This window comes from Bradyrhizobium sp. AUGA SZCCT0222 (genome assembly GCF_018130205.1).
Lineage (GTDB): Bacteria > Pseudomonadota > Alphaproteobacteria > Rhizobiales > Xanthobacteraceae > Bradyrhizobium.
Genome location: NZ_JAFCLX010000086.1, coordinates 1 through 16,954 on the forward strand (window position 1 = coordinate 1; position 16,954 = coordinate 16,954).

Genomic DNA, 16,954 nt, shown 5'->3' on the forward strand with positions numbered 1-16,954 from the left:
GCAAATGCCGTAATCAGGTCCGGCCAGCCTTGGAAAGGTGCTACAGCCTCTTGACAGCTAACACGGTAGATCCCGGCGTTCGCCGGGACGACGCGGAGATTGACGCCCGCGCCTCCACCCAACCGAATCTTAACGAATCGTTGATACATCGGAGCATCGCCGCCGCCTCGCGGCCTTTCGAGGATGCCTTGCTGTGGCCGTGATGGACACCGAATCCGCCTCCGCTTCGCCTGCCGGCCCGATCGCGCGCATGCGATCGCTGCTTCGCGGTCTCTTTGGTGGTTCGGGCGAAGCTTCGCTGACAAAACGGCTGGCCGGCACGATCTTCATCATCCGCGTGATCAGTGCGGCATTGGCCTATTTCTCGCAGATCCTGCTGGCGCGCTGGATGGGCGGCTCGGATTACGGCGTCTATGTCTATGTCTGGACCTGGGTGCTGCTGCTCGGCAGCATGATGGATTTCGGCATCTCGGCGTCCGCGCAAAAGATCATTCCGGAATACCGCGCCAGCGGCCAGCACGCGCTGCTGCGCGGCTTCCTCTCCGGCAGCCGCTGGATGACGTTCGCGGTGTCGTCGCTGGTCTCGCTGGCGCTGGCGGGCGTGGTGAAAACACTGTCGCCGTGGATGGAGCCCAATACGGTTCTGCCGCTCTATATCGGCTGCCTGACCCTGCCCGCCTTCGTCGTCGCCAACACCCAGGACGGCATCGCGCGCTCGCATGACTGGATGCGCCTGGGCCTGATGCCGCAATTCATCGTGCGCCAGTCGCTGATCATCGGCCTCACCGCCGGCGCTTTTGCGCTCGGTTTCAATCTCGGCGCCACGGTGGCGATGCTGGCAAGCGCCGCCGCGGTCTGGCTCGCCATGATCGGCCAGATGGTGGTCTTGAACCGCCGGCTCGCCGGCCACGTTGAGGCCGGCGCCAAGGCCTATGATTTCCGCGGCTGGCTCGCGATCTCGCTGCCGATCCTGCTGGTCGAAAGCTTCTATCTGCTGCTCTCCTACACCGACGTGCTGATGCTGCAGCAATTCCGTTCCTCGGAGGAAGTCGGCGTCTATTTCGCGGTCGTAAAAACGCTGGCGCTGGTTTCCTTCATCCACTACGCGATGTCGGCAACGACAGCGCATCGCTTTGCGGAATATCATGCGCTCGGCGACAAGGCGCGGCTGTCGGCCTATGTGGCGCACGCCATCCAATGGACGTTCTGGCCATCGCTCGCGGCCACCATCGCGCTGCTCGCGCTGGGCAAGCCGCTGCTCTGGCTGTTCGGGCCGCAATTCGTGGTCGGCTACGACATCATGTTCATCGCCGCTGTTGGCCTCGTGGTGCGCTCCGCAATCGGCCCGGTCGAGCGGCTCTTGAACATGCTCGGCCATCAGCACATCTGCGCACTGGCCTATGCGCTCGCCTTTGTCATGAACGTGGTGCTGTGCCTGCTGCTGGTGCCGCGCTACGGCGGCCACGGCGCCGCGGCCGCAACCACGATCTCGCTGGCGTTCGAGACCGTGCTGCTGTTCTGGATCGTCCGGCAGCGGCTCGGCCTGCACGTGCTGGCGTTCGGGAAGCGTGGCTAGAATCATCGCGATTGACGGTTGCATAGCGACGCGCTCTAACCTGTCCGGATGCAGCTGTTTCATTTCAGCGAACGCGGCGACATCGAGGTGTTCGAACCCAGACCCGTGACGATTCCCTCGCAACGCCAGCGCGGACGCGAGTGGCTCAACGGGCCGCTCGTCTGGGCTATCGATGCATGGGACCAGCCGATGTATCTTTTCCCTCGTGACTGTCCGCGAATTCTTCTCTGGCCGCTCGCCAGCACGTCCTCGCAAGACCTGCACGTCCATTGGAAGGATCGTTCGTGCCGGATGGTTGCCCACATCGAACAGGCGTGGTTAGAGGGGCTCTCGCGCGCTTGCCTGTACCGGTACGAGTTTCCCGCAAACGCATTCGAGCCGCTGGATGACGCCGGAATGTGGGTCGCACGCTCTGCCGTGACGCCCATCGGCGTAGAGCGGATCGACGATCTGGCAGACGCGCTACGCCGATGCGAGGTGGAACTGCGCGTCATGCCAAGCCTCGCGCCCCTCAAGGACCTCTGGTCAACGTCCCTGCACGTCAGTGGAATCCGGCTCCGAAACGCTCAGGGCTGGTCAAGCAACGACCGCAACGAATATATCGCTGGTCCCGAGGAGTTGCAGATCGTCGATGCTGCCATGGCATCCATCGACGCTGGCGAAACGGCGACCGACGCTGAAATACGAGGGGCTTTCGACAAATTTCGATCGGCATGAATTTGAGTTGCTGTCATCACCCGCGAAAAGCCTTCGCGGGTGATCCAGTAATCGCAGTCGCCAGCTAGTCCAACAATGTCAGACACGGCGTACTGGATGCCCCGCTTTCGCGGGGCATGACAAACGCGTGCTGCGTCCTACTCCGCGGTCCAGCCGCCGTCGATCGAGAGGTTGGCGCCGGTGATCTGGGCGGCATCGTCGCCGCACAGGAACAGAGCCAGGGCCGCGACCTGCTCGGAGGTCACGAATTCCTTGGTGGGCTGGGCTTCCAGCAGCACGTCGTGGATGACCTGCTCCTTGGTGAGGTTGCGCGCCTTCATGGTGTCGGGAATCTGCTTCTCGACCAGCGGCGTCCAGACATAGCCGGGGCTGATGCAGTTGCAGGTAATCTTGTGGGTCGCGAGCTCCAGCGCCACGGTCTTGGTGAGGCCGGCGATGCCGTGCTTGGCCGACACATAGGCCGACTTGAACGGCGAGGCCACCAGCGAATGGGCGGAAGCGGTGTTGATGATGCGGCCCCAGCCGCGCTTCTTCATGCCGGGCACGGCGGCGCGGATGGCGTGAAATGCCGACGACAGGTTGATCGCGATGATCGCATCCCACTTTTCGATCGGGAATTCCTCGATCGGCGACACGAACTGGATGCCGGCATTGTTGACCAGGATATCGACCGAACCGAAGGTCTTTTCGCCGAGCGCGATCATCTCGGCGATCTCGGCGGGCTTGGTCATGTCGGCGGGCGAATGCACGGCCCGAACCTTGAAATCGGTCTCGATGCCGGAACGCTCCTTCTCGATATCGGACGGCACGCCCATGCCGTTGAGAACGATATTGGCGCCGGCGGCGGCGAAAGCGCGCGCGTAAGCCAATCCGATGCCGCTGGTCGAGCCGGTCACGACGGCGGTCTTGCCTTTCAAAATACCCATTCTGGTCACTCCTGTTTTTTGCTTTCGGGGGCGCTGGAAACGTCCCTCGTGAGATCGTAGGTCACCATGGTCTCCCCGGACTGCGGCCGTTCTAGCCATTCTTTGTGACGCATCGACAAATGCACGTCCCGGGCACCCGCGTTCCAGTGCTCGACCACGCCCACATGCGAGAAATCGTAATCCTTGGACGAGGATTCGTAGTTCTTGCTGCGGTAGATCAGGTGCACCACCGTGACGGTGTTTTCCTTGACCGCATTGCACAGTATCGCCACCGACGGATCGCTCTTGAGATCATCGGGCAATTTGGCGATCAATTCACGGAGCGCCTTGCGTGTGTTGTGCACCTGCTTGTTCTTGTCGGTGTTCATCCGGGTACGGCTGGAAAAGCGGATGTCTTTTTCACGCTCGGCGGCCTCCAGCAGCGTGGCCGGCAGATCGCCGCGCGCGCTGAACAGGTCGACCTGGAAGATCAGCAGATCGCGGTCGCTTTCCTCATCCAGCACGAAATCGAGCGGCGTGTTGGAGGCGATGCCGCCGTCCCAGTAATGCTCACCGTCGATGAGGATGGAAGGAAAACCCGGCGGCAGCGCGCCGGACGCCATGATGTGCTCCGGCCCGATCTTCTTGCCGAGCTTCTTGAATTCCACATTGTCGAAATATTTGAAATTGCCCGAGGTGACGCCGACCGCGCCGACGGAAAGCCGCATCTTCAGGTCGTTGATGCGGTCGAAGTCGACCAGGTTTTCCAGCGTCTTCTTCAGCGGTGCAGTGTCGTAATAGCTCAGCGATTGCGGGCTGCCCTGCGGCCACAGCGGCGCCGGCGGAAGCCGCGGCGTGAAGAATCCGGGCACGCCGAAGGTCGCGATCAAAGCGGCGCTGGTCTCGTTGAACAACGACCGCGCGCGGTCACCCGGCGTAATCGGATTCCACGACACCGGGGACGACACCATGTCCCAGAATTCCTTCAGGCGATCGACGCGTGTCGCAGGGTCGTTGCCGGCAATGATCGCGGCATTGATCGCACCGATCGAGATGCCCGCCACCCATTCCGGCTCGAAGCCGGAACGGCACAGCGCCTGAAAGGCGCCGGCCTGGTAGGAGCCAAGCGCACCGCCGCCTTGCAGCACCAGCACGCGCTGCGCATCCACGGGCTTCGTTGCGGGCGCGGGGTTGGATGTATCCATCGTGACCGTCAACCAGAGGGCAATAATCTTGATACCGTGGCGGCAGTTCGAGACGGCGTCAATCAGCCAAACCTAAGCTCGGCGAGACCTAAGCAAAGATCACGCCTAATTTATCGGGTTTAGGTTGACGCCAGAATGAGCGTCCAGAACACCTTGTACTTGGTGTTGGGAGCATAAATCGCCGCGATGCCCAATTTTGTGACACCGTTCTTGAGCATGTTGGCCTTATGCGGCGGCGAGTCGCGCCAGCCCGAAAACGCTTCCGCCAGCGTGTGATAGCCGGCCGACACATTTTCAACCGCGAGCTTGGCCGGATATCCGGAAGCGCCGAGGCGCTTTTCCAGCGGGCCCTTGACGTCATGATCGAGCTTGTTGCGCTTGGCCATCGCCTGCGATTGCGCTTCGGCGAGTTTCATCAGGTCAGGGTCGACAGCCACGGCGGCAAGGCCGTTGTTCTGGCGATAGAGCGAAATCATCGAGGCCGCGGCCTGCGGATCCAGCGTGGCGCCGCCATTGGCCATGCTGAGATACATGGTCGGCTGGTCCGGCGCCCTGGCGGTGTCGGCCATGCAGCCGCCCAGCAACAAAAGTCCAGCTATCGCGGCCGCGGCACGCATGAATCAACCCCCGTGATGTCACGCAGTTGTTGCATACCAACCGTGGCTGAATGGTGAACGCGGGGCTAATTTTGGTCGTCATTCCGGGGCGCGAAGCGAACCCGGAATCTCGAGATTCCGGGTCTGGTCCTTCGGACCATCCCGGAATGACGGGGGCCTAATCCTGGGCCGCAAAAATACGGTAGCGGCGGGGCTGCAGGCTGACGATTTCGCCGGCCTGGAGTTCCCGGTCGCGGGGGGCGTCGATCTCGATGATGGTCTTGCCCTCGCCGCCTGATAGCGCGACCTCGGCCCGCTGGATCGGACCAAACGAACGGACATGGCGCACGGCGCCCTCCAGCGATCCGGAACCGGCCGGCCCGATCTGCATGTCATGGCGCCGGACGAACAGTTTCGAGGCCCCGGAAGCCGCGCCATTGGCGGCGATATTGAGCGGCCGGCCGCCGAGCCGCACCGAACCGCCGCTGACATCCACCGGCAGCACGATGGATTCGCCGATGAAGCCGTGCACGAACGCGGTCGCCGGGTGATCATAGACCTCGCCGGGCGTGCCGATCTGCTCGATACGGCCCTTGTCCATGACGACGACGCGGTTGGCGACTTCGAGCGCCTCTTCCTGGTCGTGGGTGACGAAGATCGAGGTGACGTGGATTTCCGAATGCAGCGAGCGCAGCCATTGCCGCAGCTCCTTGCGCACCTTGGCGTCGAGCGCGCCAAAGGGCTCGTCGAGCAGCAGGATGCGCGGCTCGATCGCCAGCGCACGCGCCAGAGCAATGCGTTGGCGCTGGCCGCCGGACAATTGGCTGGGGTAGCGGTCGGACAGCCAGTCGAGCTGCACCAGATCCAGCAATTCCTTGACGCGGGCGCGGATGGTGGCTTCGTCCTTGCGGATGGCGCGCGGCTGTACCCGCAGGCCGAAGGCGACGTTTTCGAACACCGTCATGTGGCGGAACAGCGCGTAATGCTGGAACACGAAACCGACATGGCGCTCGCTCGCGCCGCGCGCCAGCGCGTTCTCGCCGTCGATCAACACCTCGCCGGCATCCGGCCAGTCGAGCCCGGCGATGATCCGCAGCAGCGTGGTCTTGCCCGAGCCGGAGGGGCCGAGCAGCGCCAGCAATTCGCCCTGGTCGACTTTCAGGTCGACATTGTCGAGCGCTGCGAAGCTGCCGAACTTCTTGACGATGTTTTTGACTTCAATGGTCACGCGGTTCCTGTCCTTCGTCCAGACGTCGCTCGAGAACGGTCTTCACGACCAGCGTGATCAACGCCAGCATCGCCAGCAATGACGCAATCGCGAACGACGCCACGAATTGGTATTCATTATAGAGGATTTCGACCAGCAGCGGCATGGTGTTGGTCTCGCCGCGGATATGGCCCGACACGACAGACACCGCGCCGAATTCGCCCATGGCGCGCGCGTTGCACAGCAACACGCCATACAGCAGGCCCCATTTGATATTGGGCAGGGTGACGCGGAAGAAGGTCTGCAGGCCTGACGCACCGAGCGAAATCGCCGCCTCTTCCTCCTGCGTGCCCTGCTCCTGCATCAGCGGGATCAGCGCGCGCGCCACGAAGGGGAATGTCACGAAGATGGTGGCGAGCGCGATGCCGGGCACGGCGAACAGGATGTGGATGTCATGCGCCTGCAGCCATGTGCCGAAATAGCCCTGCGCGCCGAACAGCAGCACGAAAACGAGACCCGAGATCACGGGGCTGACCGAGAACGGCAGATCGATCAGCGTGATCAGGAAGGTCTTGCCGGTGAAATCGAACTTGGCGATCGCCCAGGCCGCGATCACGCCGAACACCAGATTGAGGGTGACGGAGATCGCCGCCACCAGCAGCGTCAGCTTGATCGCCGCCAGCGCCTCCGGCTCGGCCAGCGCCGCCAGATAAGCGCCGATGCCCTTGGAAAAGGCGCTTGCGAACACCACGACCAGCGGCAGCACGACGAACACCGACAGGAAGGTGACCGCGAGGGAGATGATGATGAAACGGACCGGCCCCGGCTCGGTACGCAGATTGTCCGGCGATGTCCCGGTGCGCGGGCGCGCGCGCTCGATGCGCGAGGGCGGCGGGGAAACGGTGAGGTCCGCCGTCGGGGCATAGGCCCGCAACTCGGTCGCTGACGTCACCACACTCGATTGCGTCGACATCGGTCCCTCAATGCGCCGGAATACGGGTTTGGGCCCAGCGCTGCAGGCGATTGACCGCGAAGATGATCAGGAACGACGCCAGCAGCATGACAACCGCAATCGCGGTCGCATCGGCGTAGCGGAACTCGGAGAGCCGGATCACGATCAGGAGGGGCGCGATTTCCGACACGTTCGGCAAATTGCCGGCAATGAAGATGACGGAGCCGTATTCGCCGACCGCGCGCGCGAACGCCAGCGCAAATCCGGTCAACAGCGCCGGAATCAAACTCGGCAGGATCACCCTGAACACGGTGTGCCAGCGGTTGGCCCCGAGGCTTGCCGCCGCCTCCTCGATCTCGACGTCGAGATCGATCAGCACGGGCTGCACCGTCCGCACCACAAAGGGAATGCCGATGAACACCATCGCGATGAATATCCCGATCGGCGTGAAGGCGACCTTGATGCCGAGTTCGGCCAGGGGCGCACCGAGCCAGCCTTTTTGCGCAAACAGTTGCGTGAGCGCGACGCCGGCGACCGCGGTCGGCAGCGCAAAGGGGATGTCGACGATGGCGTCGAACAACCGGCGGCCGGGAAAGCGATAACGCACCAGCGCCCAGACGATGATGGTCCCCATCACCAGATTGACCAGGGCGGCGAGAAACGAAAGCCCGAACGAGATCTTCAGCGCATTGAGCGTACGGCGGCTGGTGATGATGCCCCAGAACTGATCGAGGCTGAGCTCGAACGTCTTGAGAAACAGGCCGGCCAGCGGCAACAGGATGATAATGGAGAGCCATGTCAGGGTCAGTCCCATGGTGAGACCAAACCCCGGCAAGCTGCTCCGCCGTGCCACCGCTATGCTCACAAGTCCCCCTGATTGCTCGGTAAATCGTCCCAGATCAGTTCTTGTAGATCTGGTCGAAGATACCGCCTTCGGCGAAATGTTCCTTCTGCGCCTTTGCCCAACCACCGAAAACGTCGTCGATCGTGAAAAGTTCGACCTTGGCGAAAGATTTTTCGTATTCCTTGGCGATCTCCGAATCGCGCGGACGGTAGGAGTTGCGTGCGGCGATTTCCTGACCTTCCTTGGTATACCAGTATTTCAGGTAGGCTTCAGCAGCCGCGCGGGTGCCTTTCTTGTCGGCCACCTTGTCGACCACGGAGACCGGCGGCTCGGCCAGGATCGACAGCGGCGGCGAGACGATCTCGAATTTGTCCTTGCCGAATTCACGCTGCGCCAGGAAAGCCTCGTTCTCCCACGCCAGCAGCACGTCGCCGACACCGCGCTCGACGAAGGTCACGGTCGAGCCCCGTGCGCCGGTATCGAGTACCGGCACGTTCTTGAAGAGGTCGCCGACGAATTTTTTGGCCTTGTCGGACGAACCGAATTTTTTCTCGGCATAGCCCCATGCCGCCAGATAGTTCCAGCGCGCTCCGCCCGACGTTTTCGGGTTCGGCGTGATGACGCTGACGCCGGGTTTAATCAAATCGTCCCAATCCTTGATGGCCTTGGGATTGCCCTTGCGCACCAGAAACACGATCGTCGACGTGTAGGGCGAGGCGTTGAGCGGCAGGCGCTTCTGCCAATCCGGCGCCACCAGGCCCTTGCCGGCGATCGCATCGATATCATAGGCCAGCGCCAGCGTGACCACGTCCGCCTGCAACCCGTCGATCACAGAACGCGCCTGCGAACCGGAGCCGCCATGCGACTGCTTGATCTCGACGCTCTTGCCGGTTTCCTTACTGTAAGCGGCAATGAACGCCTTGTTGAAATCGGCATAGAGCTCGCGCGTCGGATCGTAGGACACGTTGAGCAGCGACACATCGGCGGCGAGCGCAGAACCTGCCCAGAGCAGTCCCGCGACGAGGGGCAGAATACGACGGAACATCTCAATCTCCATTCGGCCTGATGAAGGATATCATCGCAGCACACCGGACATAACTCGCGGCGAAGTGGCCTTTAGTCAACGAAACCGCATTTCATTGTTTGCGGCGGTGCAGCGTCATTGTCCTATGAAGTCTTGATCGTGTGGATGCCGCATTCTGTCTTGGCTCTTCCGCGCCAGCGACCGGCACGCGCGTCTTCATCAGGCGAGGTCCGGCTGCTGCACGGCATGCATCCGACCGACAGGTAACCCGACGCCACCAGCGGATGCGGCGGCAATTTCGAAAGCTGGTAGATCGCCTCGATGTCTTCGCGCGCGACATTGGCGAACGGGTTGAATTTCAGCCTGGCGCCGTCGTCTTCGACAACCGCCATCTCGGCGCGCTGGCCGCCCTGGAAGCGCTTGCGGCCGTTGATCCAGGCCGAGAACGGCGCCAACGCCCGCGCCAGCGGCTCGACTTTACGGATACGGCAGCAGGCGTCGGGATCGGAGAACCACAATTCGCGGTCCGGATCCGCGCGCGACAGGGTTTCTTCCAGCGGCTTGATCGAGCGGACGTCGCGCAGGCCGAGCGTTGCGATCAACGTGTCGCGATAGGCCAGCGTCTCCTCGAACAGCCAGCCGGTGTCGAGGAAGATCACGGGAATCGCCGGATCGACGTCTGCCATCACCTTGAGCAGTGCCGCCGATTCGGTGCCGAACGACGAGACCACTGCCAACTTCTCGCGGCCGACCGTCTTCAACGCCGTTTCAATGACTTCCGCGGGCGACGAGCTGCGGAGCGCACGATCGAGCGCCTGCGCCGGCGACAGGTCCAAAGCTTTCTCTATCACTGCCTGAGGTACGAGCGCGTTCACTGGCCGGCACTCTCCGAATGACGCAGCTGCATCCGCCGATGCAGCGCGGTGAGGCGGCCGTCGCCGGTCGGCTGGTAGAACACCGAATAGCTTTTTGCGGTAGAGGCAAACGCCTCGGCGTCACTGTCCTTCCTGACCTCGAACGCGTCGAAGCCGGCGCGCAGCATGAACACGAACTGGTCGCGCAGCACCTGGCCGGTGGCACGCAATTCGCCGTCGAAGCCGTGACGCTCGCGCAGCAGGCGCGCCTGGCTGTAGGCGCGGCCGTCGCGAAACGAGGGAAACACCAGCGCCACCGCGGCCAGCCGGCCGAGATACGGCACGAGCTCGTCGAGATCGCGGTTGTTCGGCCAGATCACGCCGACCTTGCCGGCGCGCTTGAGAAGGGTTTCCGGATCCTCCAGGAACCGCGCCGCCGGAATGAGGATCGCGCCATCGCCCGGCAACTCGGCGCCGTCGGCAACATGGGCGAACAGATCGGTGGTGATTCTACCCTGCTTAACGAGTGGCATAGACCCGCTCCTTGAATGGCTCGACACCCAGGCGCTTCACCGCATCCACGAACAACTCCTCGGGGCGGTCGCGCAGTGCGAGATAGGCTTCGACAATATCCTCGATCACGTCGGCGACTTCCGCATAGGGAATCGCCGGGCCGATCAGCGTACCCATCTGCGCGCCCTCGTCGGCGCGGCCGCCGATCGTGATCTGGTAATACTCCTCGCCGTTCTTCTCGACGCCGAGAATGCCGATGTGACCGACGTGGTGATGCCCGCAGGCATTGATGCAGCCGGAGATGTTGATGTGCAGCCGGCCGATCAGCTCGGCGGTGTCGTGATTGGCGAAGCGACGGGTCAGCTCCTGCGCGATCGGGATCGAGCGCGCATTGGCCAGCGAGCAATAATCCAGCCCGGGGCAGGCGATGATGTCGGTGACCAGATTGACGTTCGGCGTAGCGAGCCCGATCCGGTCGAGCGCCTTCCAGAGCTGCGGCAGGTCGCGCTTGGCGACATGCGGCAGGCACAGATTCTGTTCGTGGCCGACGCGGATTTCGCCGAAGGAATATCGGTCGGCGAGATCGGCGACCGCGTCCATCTGGTCGGAGGTGGCGTCGCCGGGCGGTGCGCCCACCGGCTTCAGCGACAGCGTCACGATCGAATAGCCCTGGACCTTGTGCGGGAACACCGAGTTCCTGCGCCAGCGCTCGAACAGCGGATCATGTGCGGCCTGTTTCAGCTCGTCCGGCATGTGCGGCAGCTTCTCATAGGCCGGATAGGAGAAGCGCGAACGCACCTCCTCGATGACGGAATGGTCGAGCGTCAATCCGACGTCGCCCATCTGCTTCCATTCCTCGTCGACCTCGCGCGCGAACTTCTCGATGCCGAGCTCGTGCACCAGGATCTTGATGCGGGCCTTGTAGATGTTGTCGCGGCGGCCGTACTGGTTGTAGACGCGCAGGATCGCCTCGACATAGCTCAGGATGTCGCGGCCGTGCACGAACGGCTTGATGGTCTTGCCGATGAACGGCGTGCGGCCAAGGCCGCCGCCGACCAGCACCTCAAAGCCGGTTTCGCCTTCCGCGTTCTTGTACAGGCGCAGCCCGATGTCGTGCACCTTGATCGCCGCGCGGTCGTGCTCGGATGCCGTGATCGCGATCTTGAACTTGCGCGGCAGGAACGAGAATTCCGGATGCAGCGTGGTGTGCTGGCGCAGGATTTCCGACCAGATGCGGGGATCCTCGACCTCGCCCGGCGCGACGCCGGCCCACTGGTCCGAGGTGACGTTGCGCATGTTGTTGCCGGAGGTCTGCATCGCATGGATGCCGACCTCGGCAAGGTCCGCGAGCGCGTCCGGCAATTCGGCGAGCTTGATCCAGTTGAACTGGATGTTCTGCCTTGTGGTGAAATGGCCATAGCCGCGGTCGTAGCGGCGTCCGACACGGGCCAGCGCGCGCAATTGCTTGGACGACAGCGTGCCATAGGGGATCGCGACGCGGAACATGTAGGCGTGCAGTTGCAGATAGACGCCGTTCTGCAGGCGCAGCATCTTGAATTCGTCCTCGGTGAGTTCGCCGGAGAGGCGGCGCTTCACCTGGTCGCGGAATTCAGACACGCGTTCGTTGATCAGCGTGCGATCGAGTTCGTCATATGCGTACATGATGGATGCGCCTTACGCCGGAACCGGAAGCAGATCGATGGTGAGGCCTTCCGACCGGATATGTTCGCGGAGATTGCCGGGCTTGATCTCGCCGCCGTCATTGAGTTCGACCGGCGCGATATAGGGGCCGATCGCGCCGACGTCATCGGCGGTGGCTTCACCAAGCAGTGTCCGCGCCTCATCGGAGGTGCGCACGATCGCGGCGTCCGACAGGTTCGCCGACCAGCCTTGCTGCGCGGTGCGATAGATCACGACGCCATCCCAGGTGCGGTTGGCGGTGACCATCGAAGGTCCCGTGATCTTGATCTTTTGTTGTAACGGAGAAGTCATTCTGCAGCATCCCTCAATTCGGAAATCACTTGATCGAGATCTGATTGGCGCCACGGTGCGGAATGCGCGACCACGTCACCGATGATGAGGACGGCAGGACCGCCGTCGATTTGTTCGACCAGAGCCGGCAAATGTTCGAGCGTGCCGACCACCGCCTGGGCGTCCGGCCGCGTCACCCGCGCGAATACGCCGACCGGCGTTTGCGGCAAGCGTCCGGCGGCGAGCAGGCCCGCACGGATCGCGGGTGCCGCGGTCATGCCCATATAGACCACGATGGTCATCTTCTTGTCTGTCAGCACCGACCAGTCGACGGTCTCGGCGTCCCTCGCCTTGTGGGCAGTGAGGAAGGTGATGCGCAGCGCCTCGTGGCGATAGGTCAGCGGCGCTTCGAATTGGGCGGCGGCGCCCAATCCAGCGGTGATGCCCGGCACCACCGAATAGGCGACGCCGGCCGCGCGCAACACTTCGATTTCCTCGCCGCCGCGGCCGAAGATGAAGGGATCGCCGCCCTTCAGCCGCACCGCGCGCTGGCCTGACTTGGCTGCCTCGATCAGCAATTTGTTGATCGCATCCTGGCCGATACCGGGCTTGCCGACGCGGCGGCCGACCGGAATGCGCGAGGCATCGCGGCGCACGCGATCGAGAATCTCCGGCGATACCAGTTCGTCGTAGAACACGACGTCGGCGTCCTGCAGCGCGCGCAGCGCCTTGATGGTGAGCAGGTCCGGATCGCCCGGCCCGGCGCCGACCAGCGCCACCCGGCCCTCGGCCTTGCCCTGATCATTAGCGCCGGCGAAAGCGGAAGGGTTCGCGATCGCCTGCAGTTCCTTCTCGGCTTCGTCCTTGCGCCCGGCCAAGACCAGCGCGCCGATCGGGCCGTCGATCACGCGTTCCCAGAAACGGCGGCGCAACGAAAATTCGGGGATCCGCGCATGCATCGCCTTGCGAAAGCCGCCGATGAAGCTGGCGAGGTCGCCGATCCGCGCCGGCAGGACAGCCTCGATAGACTCGCGCACGCGGCGCGCCACGACCGGCGAGGTGCCGCCGGTGCCGACGGCAACGACGACGTCGCCGCGATCGACGATGGCGGGAAAGATGAAAGTCGAATGGACGAGGTCGTCCATCACATTGACGGGCAGTCCGACCGCCTTGGCGCGTGCCGACATCGCCACGCCAATGTCGCCGGCGCCGGCGCAGAGGATCGCGATCACCCCGGACAGATCGGCCGTGAGCGGATCGCCGGCATCAGGCTCGATCCGCGCCACGTCCTCAGCGGCAATGCCGGAGAGATCATGATCGCCGTCGGTCGCGAACCAGCGGACCTGCGCACCGGCAGCGGCGAGCAACCGCAATTTGGCGCGTGCGAGGTCGCCCGCTCCAACGAGCAGCACCTTGCCGCTTTGCAGATCAAGAAACACAGGCAGATAGCGCATCAGATACTCGCTTCCCCAAATTTGGGGTTGACTGAAATTATTTTCTATTTATCTCTGGATCAAGGCCAAAAAAGAGAAAATTATTCCTTCTCTTTTGCAGCGCAACTTTAGAATTTTTCCACTCTCAAGTCCAAGGCCAAGAGATGCATCTTCTCAACAAGGAATCCGGCGGACACGGGTTGCAGCCCGCGGCCTTCAACCAGACCTCATCCGCGCCCAAAATTCTGGCCCATGGGCAGCTGCCGCCGCCCTCGATGGACCATCTCGACGAGCTTGAGGCGCAGAGCATCTACATCCTTCGCGAGGCGTTCGCGCGGTTGAAGAAGCTGGCGCTGCTGTGGTCGCTGGGCAAGGATTCCAACGTCATGATCTGGCTGGCGCGCAAGGCCTTCTTCGGCCGCGTGCCGTTCCCGGCCTTGCATGTCGACACCGGCAAGAAATTTGCCGAGATGTACGCGTTCCGCGATCGCTTCGGCAAGGAATGGGAACTCGATCTCAAGATCGAACCCTGCCCGCCGATCGACGCCGTCGACCCGACATTGCCGCCGGCCGCGCGCTCCGCCGCCCGCAAGACCGAAGGCCTCAAATGGGCGCTGACCAAATACGGTTTTGACGGATTGATCGCCGGCATTCGCCGCGACGAGGAAGCCACCCGCGCCAAGGAGCGTGTGTTCTCGCCGCGCGGCCTCGAAGGCGGCTGGGATGTGCGCGATCAGCCCCCGGAATTCTGGGACCATTTCAACGCCTCGCCGCCGCAAGGCGCGCATTTGCGCATCCACCCGATCCTGCATTGGACCGAGGCCGACATCTGGGCCTACACCAAGCGCGAGAACATTCCGATCATCCCGCTGTATCTGTCGAAGGACGGCAAGCGTTATCGCTCGCTGGGCGATCAGGACATCACCAATCCGGTGGCGTCGACCGCTTCCAGCATCGATGAGATCCTGACCGAACTCGACGGCACCAAGGTGCCGGAACGTGCGGGCCGCGCGCTCGATCACGAAACCGAAGATGCATTCGAGCGGCTGCGTGTCGCCGGCTATCTCTGACGATTAGGTGTGAGTGCTGCGATGAACATGATCCTCCCTTCAAGCGTATTGGCGACACCCAACGGCACGACGCGGCCGCAGATTCGCATCGTCATCGTCGGCCATGTCGACCACGGCAAATCCACCCTCGTCGGCCGCCTGCTGCACGAAACCGGCAGCCTGCCCGAGGGCAAGCTGGAAATGCTCAAAGCCGTCAGCGCGCGGCGCGGCATGCCGTTCGAATGGTCGTTTCTCCTGGATGCGCTGCAGACCGAACGCGACCAGGGCATCACCATCGACACCACGCAGATCCGCTTCCGCACCCGCTCGCGCGACGTGGTGCTGATCGACGCGCCCGGCCACGCCGAATTCCTGCGCAACATGATCACCGGCGCCTCGCAGGCCGACGGCGCGGTGCTGATCATCGATGCGCTGGAAGGCGTGCGCGACCAGACCCGCCGGCACGGCTATCTGTTGCATCTGCTCGGCATCAAGCAGGTCGCCATCGTCGTCAACAAGATGGACCGCGTCGACTTCAGCGCGGAACGTTTCAAGGAGATCAGCGACGAAATTTCGGCGCATCTGATCGGCCTCGGCGTGACGCCATCGGCAGTGATTCCGATTTCCGCGCGCGACGGCGACGGCGTTGCCGAACGCACGTCGCGGATCTCCTGGTACCAGGGGCCGAGCGTGGTCGAGGCGCTCGATGCGCTCGAGCCGGCCCGGCCGCTGGAGCAGCTCGCGCTGCGGCTGCCGGTGCAGGCGATCTACAAATTCGACGATCGCCGCATCGTCGCCGGCCGCATCGAATCCGGCAGTCTCAGCGCCGGCGATGAGATCGTCATCATGCCCGCCGGCAAGATCGCGAAGATCAAAACCGTCGAGAGCTGGCCGGTGACCCCGGTCAACGGCAGCCACGGCGCCGGCCGGTCGGTCGGCATCACGCTCGACCGCGAATTGTTCATCGAACGCGGCGACGTCATCGCCCATGCCGGCGCGACCCCGCGCGATACGCGGCGGATTCGCGCCCGGATTTTCTGGCTGCACGACAAGCCGCTCGCCAAGGGCGAGCAGATCCTGATCCGCCTCGGCACCCGCGAAAGCCGCGCCCAGGTGGTCGCGATCGAGAAGGCGGTGGATCCCGGCGAACTCTCCAATGCGGAGACCAAGTCGATCGCGCGCAATCACGTTGGCGAAATCGACATCTCGCTGGCGCAGCCGGTTGCGGCCGACCCCTATCAGGACAATCCGCGCACCGGACGGCTGGTGATCGAGGTCAATGGCCGCATTGCCGGCGGCGGCCTCGTGCTGTCGGTCGATGCCGGACAACGCGCCGTTCCCATCGACATCGTTCCCGTTGAGTCCGCGCTGCGTCCCGAAGAGCGTTCGGCGCGCTATCACCATAACGGCGCGGTAATCTGGCTGACGGGCCTGCCCGGCTCCGGAAAATCGACGCTGGCCCGCGCGCTGGAGCGCCGGCTGTTCTCTCGCGGCGGTTCACCGATCCTGCTTGATGGCGACACCCTGCGTGCCGGCCTCAACAACGATCTCGGCTTTTCGCCGCAGGACCGCAGCGAAAACATTCGCCGCCTCGCGGAAGTCGCCACCCATCTGGCGCGCAACGGCCACGTCGCGATCGTCGCCGCGGTTTCGCCCGCGATTGCGGATCGCGCAGTGGCGCGCCGCATCGCCGATACCGCCTTCCGCGAAATCCACGTCGCCGCTCCTGCCGAGGTGTGCGAGAGCCGCGATCCCAAAGGCCACTATGCCAAGGCCCGTGCTGGCACGCTCCCCTCGTTCACCGGGATCACCAACGACTATCAGCCGCCGGCCAGTTGCGAGTTGACGATCGACACCTCAACCCGGACAGTGGCCGATGCCACCGACGCGATCGAACGGATGCTGGCCGAGACCGGCGTTTTGTTCGACGAACTGGTGGATCTGGCGGCCAATATCTAAAGCGTTTTCAAGCGAATCCTGCCCCGGACTTGATCCGGGGTGGGCACCGGTTCGCGTCAAGAAAACGCGTCCAATCAAGAATCTAGTGTCCCGAATCTGAAGTTCAGCGGACTCCAAATCGACTCGAAGATGGCGGACTCTCCGCATTT

General features: G+C 63.3%; 15 protein-coding genes and 1 pseudogene. 4 read left to right on the top strand and 12 right to left on the bottom strand.

From position 1 onward, the window contains the following. Positions 1-202 precede the first annotated feature (202 nt). Positions 203-1,576 carry a flippase gene (locus JQ629_RS36355; RefSeq protein WP_212416723.1) on the top strand — a complete coding sequence of 458 codons (1,374 nt, stop codon included), beginning with the start codon at positions 203-205 and terminating at the stop codon, positions 1,574-1,576. 48 nt (positions 1,577-1,624) lie between these two features. Next, positions 1,625-2,152, top strand: a pseudogene (locus JQ629_RS36360) (DUF6886 family protein); the annotation flags it as partial. Between the two features lie 278 nt (positions 2,153-2,430). Here JQ629_RS36360 and JQ629_RS36365 read toward each other — a convergent pair. The 12 genes from JQ629_RS36365 to cysG all read right to left on the bottom strand — a co-directional run bounded on the left by JQ629_RS36365 (position 2,431) and on the right by cysG (position 13,818). Beyond that, a complete protein-coding gene (locus JQ629_RS36365; protein ID WP_212270096.1) occupies positions 2,431-3,219 on the bottom strand; it encodes a 3-hydroxybutyrate dehydrogenase in 789 nt (262 codons plus the stop codon). Positions 3,220-3,224: 5 nt separating this feature from the next. Further along, positions 3,225-4,403, bottom strand: coding sequence for a DUF3734 domain-containing protein (locus JQ629_RS36370; protein WP_212416715.1), 1,179 nt, complete (start codon positions 4,401-4,403; stop codon positions 3,225-3,227). A gap of 119 nt (positions 4,404-4,522) precedes the next feature. Then, positions 4,523-5,020: a CAP domain-containing protein gene (locus JQ629_RS36375; protein ID WP_192736918.1), complete on the bottom strand. Its 498-nt coding sequence runs from the start codon at positions 5,018-5,020 to the stop codon at positions 4,523-4,525. 157 nt (positions 5,021-5,177) lie between these two features. Next, complete coding sequence (locus JQ629_RS36380) at positions 5,178-6,227, bottom strand: sulfate/molybdate ABC transporter ATP-binding protein (protein ID WP_192737199.1); 1,050 nt, start codon at positions 6,225-6,227, stop codon at positions 5,178-5,180. Beyond that, a complete protein-coding gene (cysW, locus tag JQ629_RS36385; RefSeq protein ID WP_212416716.1) occupies positions 6,217-7,179 on the bottom strand; it encodes a sulfate ABC transporter permease subunit CysW in 963 nt (320 codons plus the stop codon). Before cysW ends, JQ629_RS36380 begins: the two co-directional genes overlap by 11 nt. Before the next feature lie 7 nt (positions 7,180-7,186). After that, positions 7,187-7,993, bottom strand: coding sequence for a sulfate ABC transporter permease subunit CysT (cysT, locus tag JQ629_RS36390; protein ID WP_283813791.1), 807 nt, complete (start codon positions 7,991-7,993; stop codon positions 7,187-7,189). A gap of 64 nt (positions 7,994-8,057) precedes the next feature. Beyond that, entirely contained in the window at positions 8,058-9,059 is a 1,002-nt protein-coding gene (locus JQ629_RS36395) for a sulfate ABC transporter substrate-binding protein (protein WP_212270101.1), read from the bottom strand. Between the two features lie 110 nt (positions 9,060-9,169). Next, entirely contained in the window at positions 9,170-9,901 is a 732-nt protein-coding gene (locus tag JQ629_RS36400; protein ID WP_212416717.1) for a phosphoadenylyl-sulfate reductase, read from the bottom strand. Continuing rightward, a complete protein-coding gene (locus JQ629_RS36405) occupies positions 9,898-10,413 on the bottom strand; it encodes a DUF934 domain-containing protein (RefSeq protein ID WP_212416718.1) in 516 nt (171 codons plus the stop codon). The genes JQ629_RS36400 and JQ629_RS36405 overlap by 4 nt, the downstream gene beginning before the upstream one ends. Next, the gene (locus JQ629_RS36410; RefSeq protein ID WP_212416719.1) at positions 10,400-12,055 is read right to left on the bottom strand and encodes a nitrite/sulfite reductase; all 1,656 of its coding nucleotides are present in this window, start codon (positions 12,053-12,055) and stop codon (positions 10,400-10,402) included. The genes JQ629_RS36405 and JQ629_RS36410 overlap by 14 nt, the downstream gene beginning before the upstream one ends. A 12-nt stretch (positions 12,056-12,067) precedes the next feature. Beyond that, positions 12,068-12,385, bottom strand: a complete 318-nt coding sequence (locus JQ629_RS36415; RefSeq protein WP_212416720.1) for a DUF2849 domain-containing protein — start codon at positions 12,383-12,385, stop codon at positions 12,068-12,070. After that, positions 12,382-13,818, bottom strand: coding sequence for a siroheme synthase CysG (gene cysG / locus JQ629_RS36420; RefSeq protein WP_212416721.1), 1,437 nt, complete (start codon positions 13,816-13,818; stop codon positions 12,382-12,384). The genes JQ629_RS36415 and cysG overlap by 4 nt, the downstream gene beginning before the upstream one ends. 254 nt (positions 13,819-14,072) lie before the next feature. Between cysG and cysD the strand changes: the two genes are divergently transcribed. Together cysD and cysC are read left to right on the top strand one after the other, a co-directional pair. Continuing rightward, positions 14,073-14,867: a sulfate adenylyltransferase subunit CysD gene (gene cysD, locus JQ629_RS36425; RefSeq protein ID WP_192737217.1), complete on the top strand. Its 795-nt coding sequence runs from the start codon at positions 14,073-14,075 to the stop codon at positions 14,865-14,867. A gap of 21 nt (positions 14,868-14,888) precedes the next feature. Beyond that, a complete protein-coding gene (cysC, locus tag JQ629_RS36430; protein WP_212416722.1) occupies positions 14,889-16,805 on the top strand; it encodes an adenylyl-sulfate kinase in 1,917 nt (638 codons plus the stop codon). The last annotated feature ends 149 nt before the right edge of the window (positions 16,806-16,954 follow it).